Origin of the sequence: Corynebacterium alimapuense (assembly GCF_003716585.1) — a bacterium.
Lineage (GTDB): Bacteria > Actinomycetota > Actinomycetes > Mycobacteriales > Mycobacteriaceae > Corynebacterium > Corynebacterium alimapuense.
The window spans coordinates 221,009-236,845 of the sequence record NZ_PTJO01000005.1; the positions used below are offsets into that span (position 1 = coordinate 221,009).

Consider the following 15,837-nt stretch of genomic DNA (forward strand, 5'->3'; position numbering starts at 1 on the left):
GTGCCGGACGTGGGGCGAGAACACGGTACCCTGTAGAGAACAATTATCGTGTGAGCTAACGACCACATGAAAATCAAGGAAATGAGGCGAGCACCTGCCGTGAGCAGCGCAAGTACTTTCGGTCCGAACGAGTGGCTGGTAGACGAGATGTTCCAGCAGTTCCAAAAGGACCCACAGTCCGTGGATCAGGAATGGCGGGAGCTGTTCGAGAAAAACGGCGCACCCGTCGCTTCGGCAAAAGCAACCGGCAAGCCCACCAAGGCTCCGGAAAAAGCACCAGCCAAGGCACAGGCAAAGGCACCAGCCCCCAAGGCCAAGCCTTCCGCAGATACTGCTGCAGCAGGCTCCACCGGCGCTAAGGATTCCCCCGCAACGGCCCAGCCGGCCGTTAAAAAGCCGGCTTCTGCCGCTCCTGCCCGGAAGAAGCCGGTCTCTCCAGTCGACCGTGCGGCGGCTAAAGAGCAGCCAACGGCTGGCGCTAAGGCACTCAAGGGCATGTTTAAGGCGATTGCCAAGAACATGGATGAATCTCTCGAGGTCCCCACCGCTACCTCGGTTCGTGACATGCCGGTCAAACTCATGTTTGAAAACCGTGCCATGGTCAACGATTATCTCAAGCGCACTCGTGGCGGAAAGATCTCGTTCACCCATATCATCGGCTACGCCATGGTCAAGGCCATGATGGCGCACCCAGATATGAACGTCTCCTACAAGGTGGTCGATGGCAAGCCCTCCATCGTCGTGCCGGAGCATATCAACCTTGGCTTGGCCATCGATCTTCCCCAGAAGGACGGCTCCCGCGCTCTCGTGGTCGCTGCCATCAAAAAGACCGAGAACATGGCGTTCGATGAGTTCATCGAAGCTTACGAAGACATCGTCTCTCGCTCCCGCGTGGGCAAGCTGACGATGGATGATTACCAGGGCGTGACGGTCTCTCTGACCAACCCGGGTGGAATCGGCACTCGCCACTCTGTCCCGCGTCTGACCAAGGGCCAGGGCACCATCATCGGTGTCGGTTCCATGGATTACCCTGCTGAGTTCTCCGGTGCTTCCGAGGACCGCCTTGCTGACTTGGGCGTGGGCAAGCTGGTAACCATCACCTCTACCTATGACCACCGTGTCATCCAGGGTGCAGAATCCGGCGAGTTCCTGCGCACGATGTCGCAGTTGCTGATTGATGACAAGTTCTGGGATCACATCTTTGATCGGATGGGTGTCCCCTACTCCCCGATGCGTTGGGCCCAGGATCTGCCCAACCGTGGCATGGACAAGAGCACCCGGGTCATGCAGTTGATCCAGGCCTACCGTTCTCGTGGCCACCTCATTGCGGATTCCAACCCGTTGAACTGGCGTCAGCCCGGAATGGCTATTCCGGACCACCGGGATCTAGAAATCGAGTCCAACGGTCTCACCATCTGGGATCTGGATCGTACCTTCCACGTCGGCGGCTTCGGCGACAAAGAAATCATGACCCTGCGCGAGGTGCTCTCCTGCCTGCGCGCCGCCTACACCCTCAAGGTCGGCTCTGAGTTCACTCATATCCTCGACCGCGATGAGCGGGAGTGGCTGCGTGACCGTCTTGAGGCCGGAATGCCCAAGCCGACCAACGCCGAGCAGAAGTACATTCTGCAGAAGCTCAACGCCGCAGAGGCCTTCGAGAACTTCCTGCAGACCAAGTACGTCGGTCAGAAGCGTTTCTCCCTGGAAGGCGCCGAGGCGCTGATCCCGCTGATGGATGCAGCCATCGACACCGCCGCTGGCCAAGGCCTCGACGAGGTCGTCATTGGTATGCCGCACCGCGGACGCCTCAACGTGTTGTTCAACATCGTTGGCAAGCCACTGGCCCAGATCTTCAACGAGTTTGAAGGCAATATGAAGCAGGGCCAGACCGGCGGCTCTGGTGACGTGAAGTACCACCTCGGATCCGAGGGACAGCACATCCAGATGTTCGGCGAAGGTGACATCAAGGTCTCCCTGACCGCCAACCCCTCGCACCTCGAGGCCGTCGACCCCGTCATGGTCGGTATGGCACGCGCCAAGCAGGACCTGTTGGACAAGGGCGAAGACGGTTTCACCGTCATGCCGTTGATGCTGCACGGCGATGCGTCCTTCGCTGGACTCGGCATCGTTCAAGAGACCATCAACCTGGCTGGTTTGCGCGGCTACACCGTTGGCGGCACCGTCCACGTCGTGGTCAACAACCAGATTGGTTTCACCACCACTCCGGATTCCTCCCGCTCCACCCATTACTCCACCGACCTGGCCAAGGGCTTCGATTGCCCGGTCTTCCACGTCAACGGCGATGATCCGGAAGCCGTAGTCTGGGTCGCCCAGCTGGCCACCGAGTACCGTCGTCGCTTTGGCAAGGATGTCTTCATCGACTTGATTTGCTACCGCCGCCGCGGACACAACGAGGCCGACGATCCGTCGATGACCCAGCCGCAGATGTACGACATCATCGGCGACCGCAAGTCCGTTCGTGCTCGTTACACCGAAGACCTAGTTGGTCGTGGTGACCTCTCCGCTGAGGATGCCGAAGCAGCCGCACGTGACTTCCACGATCAGATGGAGTCCGTCTTCAACGAGGTCAAGGAATCCGGGAAGGCACAGGCTCAAAAGCAGACCGGCATCACCTCTTCCCAGGAACTCACCCGAGGACTGGATACGTCGATCACTCGCGAAGAGATCGTGGAAATCGGCCAGGCCTATGCCAACGCACCGGAAGGTTTCCAATTCCACCCGCGCGTGGCTCCAGTGGCTAAGAAGCGCGCTGCTTCGGTCACCGATGGTGGCATCGATTGGGGCTGGGGCGAGCTCATCGCTTTCTCCACGCTGGCTAACTCCGGCAAGTTGGTCCGTCTGGCAGGTGAGGATTCCCGTCGTGGCACCTTCACCCAGCGCCATGCTGTGGCCTATGATCCGCGCAACGGCGACGAGTACAACGGCATCAACGAATTGGCACAGGAAAAGGGCGATGGCAAGTTCCTCGTCTACAACTCCGCGTTGACCGAATTCGCCGGTATGGGCTTCGAATACGGCTACACCGTCGGCAATGAAGAGGCCGTCGTGGCATGGGAGGCACAGTTCGGCGACTTCGCCAACGGCGCCCAAACCATCATCGATGAGTACGTCTCCTCCGGTGAAGCCAAGTGGGGTCAGAACTCCTCGATCATCCTGCTGTTGCCGCACGGCTACGAAGGCCAGGGTCCGGACCACTCCTCCGCCCGCATCGAGCGTTTCCTCCAGCTGTGCGCCGAAGGTTCTATGACTGTGGCTCAGCCTTCCACCCCGGCTAACCACTTCCACTTGCTGCGTCGCCATGCACTCGGCACCATGCGCCGCCCATTGGTCGTCTTCACTCCGAAGTCGATGCTGCGTAGCAAGGATGCGGCTTCCTCCGTGGAAGACTTCACCGAGGTCACCTCGTTCCAATCGGTCTACAACGATCCGAACCTGGTTAACCTAGACGGCGAGGTAATCGGTGACACCGAGAAGGTCACCTCTATCCTGCTGTGCTCCGGCAAGATCTACTATGAGCTGGAAAAGCGCCGCGCCAAGGATAAGCGTGATGACGTTGCCATCGTCCGTGTGGAGATGCTGCATCCGATCCCCTTCAACCGTCTACGGGATGCCTTCGAAAGCTACCCGAACGCTACCCAGATCCGCTTCGTCCAAGACGAGCCGGCTAACCAGGGTCCGTGGCCGTTCTACAACGAGCACCTGCGTAACCTCATCCCCGATATGCCAGAAATGGTTCGGGTTTCCCGCCGTGCGCAGTCCTCGACTGCCACCGGTGTGTCCAAGGTTCACCAGCTTGAGCAGGCGAACCTGATCGACGAGGCATTCGCCAAGTAGCACCGCTTTACTGGACGCCACACGCTTTTCTGTGGCGGGTCAACGCAACTCCCGTTCCTAGCTTTCATGGCTAGGGGCGGGAGTTGTTTATTTGTCTAGCCGGAGATTGCAGGCTTGAAATGCGATCAGAGCGTGCCCCAGGAAATCCCGGGACACGCTCTGTTACGCAAGGTTTGATCACTAAACGTCACCAACTGCAGGTCTTGCTACACCTGCAGCCATTCCTCCACCGCAGCTGAAACGGAGGACTTCTCTTCTGCTGCGGCCTTGAGTTCTTCAAGATCGAGCGAGGTCAGCGCTCGAGTGACAGACTCAAGCGCTTCAAGCTCATCTCGCTCGAAGATCTGCCGGCTAAATACTGGCACAATATTCTGTGGTAGATCACTATCGCCTTCATCAGCGCAGCCTTGGGCAGAAGACGGATTAGTGGTGGTCATAAAACCAGGAAGGGAACCGATAAACTCCGCGTGCGTCTGATCCATTCCTACCGCAGAATTTGGCCCCTCATCGAGTGCTGCCAGCGACTCCGAAAGCTCGGCTGCTCCCGAGGGATCTAGATCGCTGAGAAAGGACCCCGTACAACCAACCACTAGATCCGCTTCACCTGAATACAAGCGATCGATTCGGTTATCCGGGTCAAAAGCAGTCTCGGTTTGCAGGAGTGCGGACCTTCCTTGTTCCAGCAGCGTCTGACGATAGATTTCACCAAGGATCGCTTGTTCCAAGGACTTCGTATCCACCGAGACAACCACCGGTTCGATCAACTCGCTGGATTGTTCTCGGTCAGGTTGTTCTTTCACACAACCGCTCAGGACAGCAAGCGCCCCAACCAGAAGAGCAGCTGTCACGGTGCGGAGGCTCCGACGTCCGAGCATAAGGCTCCTCTGTAGGTCTCGATAATGCAATTGGGTCTGAAGGGCATACTACCTTGCGTTGGAATCTCCACTGATGTCTCGCTCAGAACCTCGTCCGCCACGAATAAGACCAGATTGAGCAATAATCTCGGCAGCTTCAGAGGCACGTTCTGGTTCACAAAGCACGTCATAGCGACCAGCGACGATCTGAGTTTGAGAAGTAAAATCCCGCTTGCCATTGGAAATGGCATAGGGAACCGCCGTCATAATCAGGCCAAAGACGATGCCCATGACAATTCCGGTAGCCAGCGGATAAAGGTAGCCGCCGCCGAGAATACCGATGAGAAGTCCGAAGAAAAGACCAATCCACGCTCCAGAGATCGCTCCCCCAATCATCACTCGCGGCCACGTCAGCCGGCCAGTTACGCGTTCAACCTCCATCAGATCCACGCCGACGATGGTCAGCTGGGAGACTGGAAACTGCATGTCGGAGAGCTTATCGACGGCCGCCTGAGCATTCGAATATGACTCAAAGCTGCCCACCGGCCAGCCAGTCGGACGGGGACGCAAAGTTGCGGCTTCACGGGCAGAGGGCTGAGTACTCATGGGATGTTCCTTCGGAGAGTCTTGGTCTGATTACTGCTAGAACATCCGGATGCATCCGGAAATTTCCAGTCGGCCTCGGATATATCCGGAAACTCTCGGGCGGTATTGCCTGCAAACGGGACTAGACTTATTCACTATGAGTATAGTCTCCCGCGTGTATGCCGGTCGCCTGGCTGGTCTCCAGGTCCGAGGCCCTAATTTCGATCCAATCGGACGTGTCCGAGACGTCGTGGTCAACATCCGGCCCGAAGGTCAGCCGTCTCGAGCGCTGGGGTTAATTGTAGAGCTGGTCAATAAACGTCGTATCTTCGTCCCGATGCTGCGAATCGCCGCAATCGAACCGGGAGAGATCACCCTGATCACTGGCTCAGTGTCGCTGCGCACCTACCAAGCCCGCGCTGGCGAACTCACCGTCATCGGTGACTTGGTCGGCTCTAAAGTCCATACTGATGACCCAGAGCTGGAACAATTCCATGGCCGTGCCATCGAGATCGCCGATGTCGAACTGGAACGAAACCGCACGAGGGATTGGGTAATCTCCCGGATGGCGGTGTTCGGCACCCGGCCAAAATTCGGCCGCGCACCTGAGCTATTCACAGTCCCCTGGATCTATGTTCACGGTGTTACCGCTGCAGGAGCCGGGCAAACCGACACCCTGGCAGAGAAAATCGCTGAATTCGATCAGATGCGGCCTGCAGATGTGGCCAATTACCTTCACACTGTCACTCCACAGATGCGTCATCAATTAGCCAAGGAATTCAAGGACGAACGTCTGGCCGATATTCTTCAAGAGCTTCCTGAGGACCATCAAACCGAGCTGCTGATAGCGCTCGATATCGAACGTGCAGCTGACGTCCTAGAAGAAATGGACCCAGATGATGCGGCGGATATTCTCCAAGAGCTACCGGGGACTACCGCGGAGGTTTTGCTGGAGCTGATGGACCCGGAAGAGTCTGCTCCGGTGCGCCGCCTGATGAGTTTTTCTCCAGACACCGTCGGCGCACTGATGACTCCTGAACCACTCATTCTCACCCCCCAAACCACGGTGGCCGAAGCCCTAGCGCTGGCTCGCAACCCAGATCTTCCGACGTCTCTAGCCTCGATGGTCTTTGTTGTTCGACCCCCCACGGCCACTCCCACTGGAAAATACTTGGGCTGCGTACATTTACAGAAACTGCTGCGGGAACCACCTTCGTCCCTAGTCTCTGGCATCTTGGACCCTGATCTTCCCCCGCTGTATGCAGATGATGATCAAGAAACCGCCGCCCGCTATTTCGCCACCTACAACTTGGTCTGCGGACCAGTACTAGACGAAGACAAACATCTCCTTGGAGCGGTGGCAGTCGATGACCTGCTCGATCACCTGCTCCCTGAAGACTGGCGTGCCACCGGGCTACGCCCACTGACTAAGAAGGTGAACAATGGCTGATTTCAACCGCAGTGATCTCGATACCCCGCTCGGCGTCCGACGCCGCCAAGTACTGCGCTTTGACGATGACGCTGTAGGAGCTGCCGCCGAAAGAGTCGCCCGCTTCTTTGGTACTGGCCAGTACCTCATGTGGCAGACCGTCATGGTGATTATCTGGATCAGCCTGAATATTGGTGGATTTTGGTGGAGTTGGGATGCCTACCCTTTCATCCTGCTCAACCTGGCCTTCTCTACACAGGCAGCTTATGCCGCCCCCTTGATTCTGTTGGCGCAGAATCGCCAAGAAGACCGAGACCGAACCACCGTCAACGCAGATCGACGTCGAGCGGAAGAAACCAAAGCTGATACCGAGTTTTTGGCCCGAGAACTAGCCGGTGTTCGCTTAGCCGTCGGCGACATGGTCTCCCGCGACTACCTGCGTCGTGAACTCGATGACCTGCGATCATTGATGGAACGGATGGAAGCCAAACTCGATGATATCTCGGCGGATGTCATCGAAACCGCTGGAGAACTCTCTGAGCCAACCCAAGGCGACTTGGCCGAGGGTCACGAGCGTTGACGGGCATATTACTATTGAGCACGTCATGACTTTAATCACCGAATCCGCTGTCCGCAGCGCGCTCTCCCGCGTAGAGGATCCTGAAATCGGCAAGCCCATTACCGAACTGGGAATGGTCAAGTCGATCGACATCAACGGCTCTAGTGTGGCGGTCGAGGTTTATCTGACCATCGCTGGATGTCCGATGAAATCCACCATCACAGACAACACCAAAGCTGCCGTCGAGGAGGTTGAAGGTGTTGAAGCTGTCACAGTAACCACCGATGTGATGAGCGATGAACAACGTCGTGAATTACGCACTTCCCTGCGTGGGGAAGGCACCGAAGCAGTCATTCCCTTCGCTCAGCCAGAGTCGACGACTCGGGTGTACGCGGTCGCCTCAGGTAAGGGTGGCGTCGGTAAGTCCTCGATGACAGTAAATCTAGCGGTCTCTCTGGCTGCACAGGGTTGGAAGGTCGGCGTCTTGGACGCCGATATCTACGGCCATTCTGTACCCAGCCTCCTAGGCTCTGAACAACGGCCCACCGCAGTCGATGACATGATCATGCCTCCAATTGCCCACGGTGTGAAGATGATCTCCATTGGCCATTTCGTCGATGGCAACGCACCCATCGTCTGGCGTGGACCGATGCTGCACCGAGCGATCCAACAGTTTCTCGCAGATGTCTTCTGGGGTGACCTCGATTTCCTCTTCATGGATCTGCCCCCCGGAACTGGCGATGTCGCTATCTCGGTAGCTCAGTTGGTGCCCAATGCCGAACTGTTGATTGTCACCACTCCCCAGTCCGCAGCTGCCGAGGTTGCTGAGCGCGCAGGTTCGGTTTCTCAGCAGACTCGCCAACATGTGGCCGGAGTTATCGAGAACATGTCCGCGATGGTGCTGCCCGACGGCACCGTCATGGAGGTCTTTGGTTCCGGTGGTGGAACACAGGTAGCCGAGCGACTCTCTGTCTTGACTGGAGCGGAAGTACCACTGCTCGGCCAGGTTCCCTTGGATCCGCAGCTACGATTGCACGGTGACGATGGTAATCCGATCGCCATCTCGGAGCCGGAATCCCCAGCCGGAAAAGCGGTAGCTGCTATCGCCGAGAAACTGGTAGTCCGCCGCGGATCACTAGCCGGAAAATCTCTCGGACTTGGTGTAACTCGCTCCTGATCAATCGCTCAGGTGATATCTGACCAAGAGAAGCCTTCACCACTGAAGTCGCCTTTTTCTGGTCTTTTATCACCAGCAGCGGGCGGGGTCGGTGGGGGCGTCGGAGCCTTCGGTGGTGGGTCCTGATGTACTCGGCCTTGTGATGGCTGTGGGGAAGGTCCAGAAGCTTGCTTGCGAGGATTTTCTTCCATCATCTTCTTCGGGTCAAAACCATCAAGGAAAGAATCATCGTCGTCGAACAAGGCCTTAGTAATAGCAGCTTTGGGCCCTAGCCTGGTGTACTGCGCCACTTGTTCCATCGGTTTGCGGAACTCATCGAGCCCGGGATCAAATTCCTCGTTGAGCTCTTTTTTAGCATTATTAATGGCACGCCGCGCAGCAAAGATCGCGGCGCGGACGTCCTCGATCAGCCCGGGCAAACGCTCCGGGCCGACAATAATCAACGCCACAATCAGCAGCGTGAAAATCTCCAACCAACCGATGCTCTCAAACACACATCCACCTTAGTCCTGAAGGCTTGAAGGAGAAGAAACAGACACCCTTCGGATCACCGTTGCTGGGTGCGTTTAACCGCCCGTAGGAGCATTTCAACTTTGTCCAGCAGACCTTGCGGAGCTGGCGTGGGGATGGCTTCCGCATCGGGTCCAGGCTTTTGTGGATTGGCTGCGATTCCAGCGAGTCGAGTCAAAAGATCCTGCGGGGCGCGGACTTCCTCCGTGATATTGGATCCGCGCAACCACTCCGAAGCATTACGCTGACGATGGACCTCCCTCCGACACTCAGCGCAGTGGACCAAGTGGACACGCACTCGATGAGCAGCAACGGCAGTTAACTCACCATCGACGAAAGCGGCGACGGCTTCTAGGCTGATGTGCTCAGTGGAGGAAAATTCGCGCGGACAACGAACTCGACGCCTTTTGGTACCAGAACGCCGATATCGCCCTGAGGATAGATTCAGATCATTCATCTCAACAGCTGGCCTCCTCGTCCCTCATTGCCTGCCAGGATACCTATAGTTGAGCTATCGAGTACGGATAAGCAGCTTAGCGCCCTCGTCCTGAGTGGCAGCGGCTTCAAGTGAGGCCCGTAGCTGGGAGCGCCCACGGTGGATACGCGAGCGAACGGTGCCCATCTTTACACCCAAGGTGTCCGCGATCTCGTCATAGCTCATGCCCACAACATCACAAAGAACAACTGCGACGCGGAAATCTGGGCCTAGATCATCCAATGCGACCTGGAGCGCCGGATCTAGATTGGCGATGTTATAAGCCTGTTCCGGAGTCATATCCGTGCCAGGAACACGCTCATAGTCCTCGGGCAACGCTTCCATCCGGATTTTACTGCGATGACGCACCATATCCAGGAATAAGTTGGTGGTAATTCGATGCAGCCAACCCTGGAAAGTTCCTGCTCGATAGTGCTTGAGGGAACGGAACACGCGCATAAAGGTCTCTTGCGTCAGGTCCTCTGCGTCATGTGGATTTCCCGAGAGGCGGAAGGCCAAGCGATAGACGCTATCGGCATGCTCTGCGACCAGCTCCCCCCAGGAAGGCATGTCCCCGCTGCCCGCGTCAAAAGCAGCGGTTCCGGCCAGTTCTTCCATAGACGGGACCTCGGTGCCTGCGGCGCTCAAGCTCTTCTTCATGATGATCATTGTGCTATAGGAAGCTCCATAACTCTACCCAGCACTCTGGCAAATACCTGTGAAAAATGCCCCTCTAGTAACATTTGCCCCATTTACCCCATCCGCGCGTGTCCGCTCCACCACATCCAAAGGAGATCTAGAATCAATTAGGTGACTGACACGGTTTATGATGCACTGCGCTCCTACATCGAAGCTACCTCGGAGATTCCTGAGGCATTGGCGGCCGCGCGCCGCGATGCCGAGGAGTTTGGCCTGACTGTCCCTGATGAGGTGACCGGCCAACTGCTGGCCACCTTGGTGGCAAACTCGGCTAATCCGAAATCTACGGGCGCCGTAGCAATCACTCCGGCTGCTGGCGTGGTTGGCCTCTATTTACTCCGCGGACTTGGCAAGCAAGGAACTTTGACCTGCATTGACCCAGAGGCCGAGCACCAATCTCAAGCACGCTCTGCTTTCCGCGCAGCCGGGTATGCACCCTCCCGAGTGCGCTTTTTACCTTCCCGACCACTCGATGTCATGGGACGCCTAGCCAGCGGATCTTATCAGCTGGTCTACGCGGAGGTCTCCCCCATCGAGCTAACTGCCGCGATCAACACTGCATGGCCCCTGCTGACCTCTGGCGGCACGTTGGTGCTAGCCGATTCGCTCCTCGAAGGCACCCTCAGCGATCAATCACGCAAGGACCGCGCCACAGCGGCAGCCAGGGAAGCTGACGAGCTTGCCCGGACATTGGACAATGCCCTGGTGACCCGACTACCCCTGGGAGCTGGTCTAACCCTCATAACTCGCCTCTAGTTGCGAAGGTTTCTCAAAAAAAAGAAACCCTTACCTTCCACTAGCTAGAAGGTAAGGGTTTCTACTTAGAGGACTTCGTTTTTGCCTACCGCAACAACGCCGCCTGCAGAGACCTTGAAGCGAGCTTCATCACGAACCCGGTCAACGCCGATGATCTCGCCTTCGCGAACATAGACGTTCTTATCCAAGATCGCGTGGCGAACAACTGCGCCCTTGCCCACTCGGACACCTGGCATGAGCACCGAACCTTCCACAGTCGCACCCTCTCCAACATGAACATCACTGGCTAGGACAGAGTTACGGACGGTACCTCCAGAAACGATCGACCCTGGGGCCACGATTGAGGACTGTGCGATACCACCTTGGGTGAACTTCGCCGGCGGGAAGTTTTGGTCATCGGTGGAGTGGATGGGCCAACGGCGGTTATAGAGGTTAAACACCGGATGGACCGAAATCAGGTCCATATGAGCCTCGTAGAAAGCGTCGATGGTGCCAACGTCGCGCCAGTATCCCTGGTCGCGATCAGTCGAACCGGGGACCTCGTTGGCAGAGAAGTCATAGACGTGAGCGTCATCCCTGTTGACGAAATAAGGGATAATGTCGCCGCCCATATCGTGCTCGGAATTATCGTCTTGTTCATCTTCCAACAGGGCCTTGATGAGCGCGTTCGTGGTGAACACGTAATTGCCCATCGACGCGAAGGTCATGTCAGGGTCATCTGGAGTACTCGGAGGATTGGCTGGCTTCTCCAAGAATTCAGTGATGTTTCCCTCATCATCGGCCTGAATACAACCAAACTCCGAAGCTTCAAAGCGGGGTACTCGAAGACCGGCAACAGAGCAGGACTTGCCTGAGGCGATGTGCTCTTCCACCATCTGGGAGGGGTCCATGCGGTAGACATGGTCTGCACCGAATACTAAGACATAATCCGGGCTCTCGTCATAAATGAGATTGAGGGACTGGACGATAGCATCGGCAGAACCGGTGTACCAACGCTTACCGCGGCGCTGCTGCGCCGGCACCGAAGCGATGTACTGGCTGGTAGGACCATGCAGCGACCATGCTTGAGAGATGTGCCGGTCGAGAGAGTGCGACTTGTACTGCGTCAACACGGCAATCTTGAGATAGCCGGCATTGACCAGATTCGATAGAACGAAGTCGATGAGACGATAAGTTCCGCCGAACGGGACAGCAGGCTTTGCGCGGTCCTCGGTGAGCGGGAACAGTCGCTTACCCTCGCCGCCGGCGAGAACAATGGCTAGTACATTCGGCTGAGTTTTCACATCTTCCAATCTATGTCGCCAGCGATCTTTTTGCGCGAGAAGTACCCGATCGTTTCCACTCGGACTGCCCCTTTACCCCCGAAACCCCCTGCATCGGGGGATCGACGTCGCTAGGCTGGACAGACATGAGAGTCGGAATGATGACGAAAGAATATCCCCCGGAGGTCTACGGAGGCGCGGGTGTCCACGTCACGGAGTTGACCAGATTCATGCGTGAAATCACGGAGGTAGATGTCCACTGCATGGGCGCCCCTCGAGATCTCCCAGGAGTCTATGTTCACGGCGTTGACCCTGCATTGGACGAGGCTAACCCCGCAATCAAGACTCTCTCCACCGGCCTAAGGATGGCTACTGCTGCATCTAACGTCGATGTCGTGCATTCGCACACTTGGTACGCCGGATTTGGTGGCCATTTGGCTGCCAAACTCCACGGCATTCCGCATGTTGCTACTGCGCATTCGCTCGAGCCCCATCGCCCGTGGAAACGCGAGCAGCTCGGCGGCGGCTATGAGGTTTCTTCCTGGTCAGAGCAAAATGCCATGGAATACGCCGACGCTGTCATCGCTGTTTCGGCACGCATGCGGGATTCAATCCTTGAGGCCTACCCCCGAATCGAACCAGATCGAGTGCATGTGGTGCTCAACGGTATCGACACCGAGCTCTGGCAGCCCCGCCCGACCTTCGATGACGCTGAAGATTCAGTCCTGACCGAGCTGGGGGTAGATCCCAACCGTCCGATCGTGGCCTTCGTTGGCCGTATCACTCTACAAAAGGGGGTAGAACACCTTGTAAAGGCTGCCCGACACTTTGACGAGGGAGTTCAGTTGGTCTTGTGTGCTGGTGCCCCCGATACCCCGGAGATTGCCGCTCGCACCACCGCTCTAGTTGAGGACTTGCAGGCGCAGCGAGATGGCATCTTCTGGGTGCAGAATATGCTGGATAAGCAGAAGATCCAGGAGATTCTCACCGCTGCTGATGCTTTCGTCTGTCCCTCCATCTACGAGCCACTAGGCATCGTCAACCTCGAGGCCATGGCCTGCGGAACGGCTGTCGTGGCCTCCGATGTAGGCGGAATTCCTGAGGTGGTAGTCGACGGTGTCACGGGCACTCTTGTCCACTATGACGAGAATGATTCGGACGCCTTCGAACGTGATATTGCCGCCGGAGTCAACGACATGGTCGCCGATTCTGCGAAATGCCGTACGTTCGGTGAAGCAGGCCGTAACCGAGCCGTCAATGATTTCTCTTGGACGGCTATCGCCCAGCAAACGGTCGACATCTATAAATCCTTGGTCTAGGAGGACACCCACCCGTGAGCATCCGCTCTTATCGGCCGGAACTACACATCACTGCTGAGTCGGGGGTCCTTGAGGCCCCGGCTGGGGTGTTGTTGGACGGCGACACTTGGCACCTGTTCTACCAGTACCGCCCCACCCCAGATAGTCCTTCCCGTTGGGCCCATGTCATCTCCGAAGATGGCCCCTTCGACTGGGAGGTCTGTGAGGATGCAATCGCTCCGACTGATCAGGAGTTAGAGCTACGGGCTGGCTCGGTGGTTTCCGCCGAAGACGGATTAGATCTCTATTTCACCTCTATTACCAGCACTGGGGCCTCCATTCAGGTGGCTCACCTGGCAGATCTTTCCTCCCCATATTTGCTCTCCGAAGATGAACTGGCAGTTGACCCGCGGGTTAGTCGAGTCGGTGAGGTGGTCAATGATCAAGCTGGCCATATTCGGTTCCGTTCTCCGTGTGTGGTTCCCGACTGGGAATCACCGGATAACCGTGACGCTGGTTACGACGGTTGGCTCATGCTGGCGGTTACTGGCCCCAGTGGCCAACCATCTCCGATGGTTCTCAGCAGCGACAATGGTCGTGATTGGGATTTGGTAGGCCCGTTGACCTACGAAGGTGATCCAGGCTTTGAGGCTGCATCTATAGTCGTCGGTCCACGTCTGATTCATCTACGCGATGAAGTCGACGAACAGATTTACGACGTCCTCTTGGTCACTCTGGAGACTTCTGGGCTCGATGTCTCCGGATATCTGGTCGGCACGCTGACCGGAGCAACCTTCAAGGTTCGCACTGGGTTTAATCGCATTGATTACGGCCATGATTTCACTCGCCCACGCAATACCAATGTCACCCCAGACACGATTAACGTCGAGCAGCACCACCGACACGCCACCTTATTTGGGTTGCTCAACGGTATCGGCCGGTTGGATTCACCTGATCAGCATCTTTCCTTCCGTACAGAAGGTTGGAGCAATATTTTATCGCTGCCACGAGTAGCCACTTTGCAGGGCGGCTTACTCTTCCAGACTCCGCCGGCGGGGCTTCCAGAAGCAATAACTCGCACCCAAGGTGCTTGCTCTTGGACTGGACTGTGTGAGGTAGACGATGGCTCACGCCTCACGGCCGAGATTATCGATGGAACTGGCCAGATCGGGGCCGTCATCACCCATTCCGGTACTCATCTCAATCTTGACCGTTCGATGAACCCTCACCATGCCGGAGACTTAGCCAGTAGCGTCAAGCTTGTCGAAGCAGATACTGACTCCCTCTCCATCTTCGTCGATGGCTCGGCAGTGGAAGTTTTCGCCGACGGTGGTGCAGTGACTATGGCCAGCCGTGTCTATCTTGAGAGCGGCTGCCGAGAGATCCGAGTAACTACCACCGGTAACGCGGAGGTCATCCGCTCCTGGGAGCGGAAACCACTCAGTTCTGCGGGACTTCCTGATTTTGGGGAGCCTTCGCCAGACGAGTAACTCGGGCCCGAGCGGTGACAATCATCGACTCGGGAAGCTCTGCCACTCGCTGAGCTAAGAGTTCCGCACCAATATGCCGAGCGGAGGGACTCATCCCGATCTGAGCTGCGATAGATTTCTTATCTAGGTTCATCGGGAACTCCACCACCTCAGCCTCCCCTACCTGCTGAAGGTAACCACTGAATTGCTCCAGCAGCCGCTCAACTTTTCCATCTTCAACGTCGATGATCCCCAGCGGATCACGGAGTTCAGAGAGATGGCCACGGTCAGCCGTGAGAATCACTGCTTGCCCGCCGGGGACCAACACACGAGCGAACTCGGCGGGATTACGCGGGGCAAATACAACGGTTATGGCATCGACCGATTCATCCGCTAACGGCAGCCGTTCCCAAGCATCAGCGACCACGGAGCCAGCCCGAGGATGACAACGGGCTAGGTGCTTAGCGGCATAAACGGAGACATCTAGGCCTACCCCCCGCGAGCCATCAACGTCATCAAGGGTGTGTGAAAGGTAATAGCCAGTTCCGGCCCCAATTTCCGCAATGACGGGGCGCGCCTCAAGGGGAAGAGCATTATCTTCCAGCGCTTGATGTACCCCCGCCGTCACCGCCTCAACAAACGGGGCGAAATGACCTCCGGAGAGAAATGTCTCACGGGCCAAAACCATTTCCATGCTGTCGCCGGAGTGGCGCAGTCCTCGGCCGCCAGCGAGAGTGACATAGCCCTGTCTGGCTATGTCATAGGAATGGCCGGAGCTGGAAACCAAGCGAGAAAAATCATCCACGCCAGACAGCGATGAGCCGTCTACGGGATCAGCGAGCACGTCGATGATGTCTGAAAGCATATAGATAGACTACCTGCCCGACAGATCAAACGAAGATCCCAGTA

Annotated in this window: 14 protein-coding genes; 7 read left to right on the forward strand and 7 right to left on the reverse strand. The window is 57.0% G+C overall.

The genetic code is table 11. The annotated features are described in order from the left end of the window. Positions 1-99 precede the first annotated feature (99 nt). Positions 100-3,855 carry a multifunctional oxoglutarate decarboxylase/oxoglutarate dehydrogenase thiamine pyrophosphate-binding subunit/dihydrolipoyllysine-residue succinyltransferase subunit gene (locus tag C5L39_RS08065; RefSeq protein WP_123048383.1) on the forward strand — a complete coding sequence of 1,252 codons (3,756 nt, stop codon included), beginning with the start codon at positions 100-102 and terminating at the stop codon, positions 3,853-3,855. A gap of 206 nt (positions 3,856-4,061) precedes the next feature. Here the strand turns inward: C5L39_RS08065 and C5L39_RS08070 are convergent, their stop codons facing one another. Further along, positions 4,062-4,703, reverse strand: a complete 642-nt coding sequence (locus C5L39_RS08070) for a hypothetical protein (protein WP_126268746.1) — start codon at positions 4,701-4,703, stop codon at positions 4,062-4,064. Positions 4,704-4,778: 75 nt separating this feature from the next. Next, the gene (locus tag C5L39_RS08075) at positions 4,779-5,315 is read right to left on the reverse strand and encodes a YflT domain-containing protein (protein WP_123048385.1); all 537 of its coding nucleotides are present in this window, start codon (positions 5,313-5,315) and stop codon (positions 4,779-4,781) included. Positions 5,316-5,451: 136 nt separating this feature from the next. Between C5L39_RS08075 and C5L39_RS08080 the strand changes: the two genes are divergently transcribed. Genes C5L39_RS08080 through C5L39_RS08090 form a run of 3 tightly spaced genes read left to right on the forward strand, consistent with a single transcriptional unit; the run spans position 5,452 to position 8,459 of the window. Continuing rightward, entirely contained in the window at positions 5,452-6,744 is a 1,293-nt protein-coding gene (locus tag C5L39_RS08080; RefSeq protein WP_123048386.1) for a magnesium transporter MgtE N-terminal domain-containing protein, read from the forward strand. Further along, a complete protein-coding gene (locus C5L39_RS08085; RefSeq protein ID WP_123048387.1) occupies positions 6,737-7,303 on the forward strand; it encodes a DUF1003 domain-containing protein in 567 nt (188 codons plus the stop codon). The genes C5L39_RS08080 and C5L39_RS08085 overlap by 8 nt, the downstream gene beginning before the upstream one ends. Positions 7,304-7,328: 25 nt before the next feature. Then, complete coding sequence (locus C5L39_RS08090; RefSeq protein WP_123048388.1) at positions 7,329-8,459, forward strand: Mrp/NBP35 family ATP-binding protein; 1,131 nt, start codon at positions 7,329-7,331, stop codon at positions 8,457-8,459. A gap of 8 nt (positions 8,460-8,467) precedes the next feature. On the opposite strand, the gene tatB is transcribed toward C5L39_RS08090, so the two are convergent. From tatB to sigE, 3 genes are read right to left on the reverse strand one after another with little or no spacing between them, the layout of a single operon-like run. Further along, positions 8,468-8,953 (reverse strand): Sec-independent protein translocase protein TatB, encoded by a 486-nt coding sequence (tatB, locus tag C5L39_RS08095; RefSeq protein ID WP_123048389.1) that lies wholly within the window; start codon positions 8,951-8,953, stop codon positions 8,468-8,470. A gap of 53 nt (positions 8,954-9,006) precedes the next feature. Further along, positions 9,007-9,426, reverse strand: a complete 420-nt coding sequence (locus C5L39_RS08100; protein WP_123048390.1) for an anti-sigma factor family protein — start codon at positions 9,424-9,426, stop codon at positions 9,007-9,009. A 54-nt stretch (positions 9,427-9,480) separates the two neighbouring features. Beyond that, positions 9,481-10,113 (reverse strand): RNA polymerase sigma factor SigE, encoded by a 633-nt coding sequence (gene sigE, locus C5L39_RS08105; protein WP_425453872.1) that lies wholly within the window; start codon positions 10,111-10,113, stop codon positions 9,481-9,483. A gap of 141 nt (positions 10,114-10,254) precedes the next feature. Here sigE and C5L39_RS08110 point away from each other — a divergent pair, with 141 nt between their 5' ends. Further along, positions 10,255-10,899, forward strand: a complete 645-nt coding sequence (locus C5L39_RS08110; protein WP_123048391.1) for an O-methyltransferase — start codon at positions 10,255-10,257, stop codon at positions 10,897-10,899. A gap of 65 nt (positions 10,900-10,964) precedes the next feature. Here C5L39_RS08110 and glgC read toward each other — a convergent pair whose 3' ends face one another. Then, a complete protein-coding gene (gene glgC, locus C5L39_RS08115) occupies positions 10,965-12,182 on the reverse strand; it encodes a glucose-1-phosphate adenylyltransferase (protein WP_123048392.1) in 1,218 nt (405 codons plus the stop codon). 125 nt (positions 12,183-12,307) lie between these two features. On the opposite strand from glgC, the gene glgA reads away from it, so the two are divergent. Both glgA and C5L39_RS08125 read left to right on the forward strand, forming a co-directional pair. Further along, entirely contained in the window at positions 12,308-13,480 is a 1,173-nt protein-coding gene (gene glgA / locus C5L39_RS08120; protein ID WP_123048393.1) for a glycogen synthase, read from the forward strand. A gap of 14 nt (positions 13,481-13,494) precedes the next feature. Further along, a complete protein-coding gene (locus C5L39_RS08125) occupies positions 13,495-14,949 on the forward strand; it encodes a GH32 C-terminal domain-containing protein (RefSeq protein WP_123048394.1) in 1,455 nt (484 codons plus the stop codon). Here C5L39_RS08125 and C5L39_RS08130 read toward each other — a convergent pair. Beyond that, entirely contained in the window at positions 14,900-15,793 is an 894-nt protein-coding gene (locus C5L39_RS08130) for a methyltransferase domain-containing protein (RefSeq protein ID WP_123048395.1), read from the reverse strand. The two genes, C5L39_RS08125 and C5L39_RS08130, sit on opposite strands and share 50 nt — an antisense overlap. Positions 15,794-15,837: the final 44 nt, after the last annotated feature.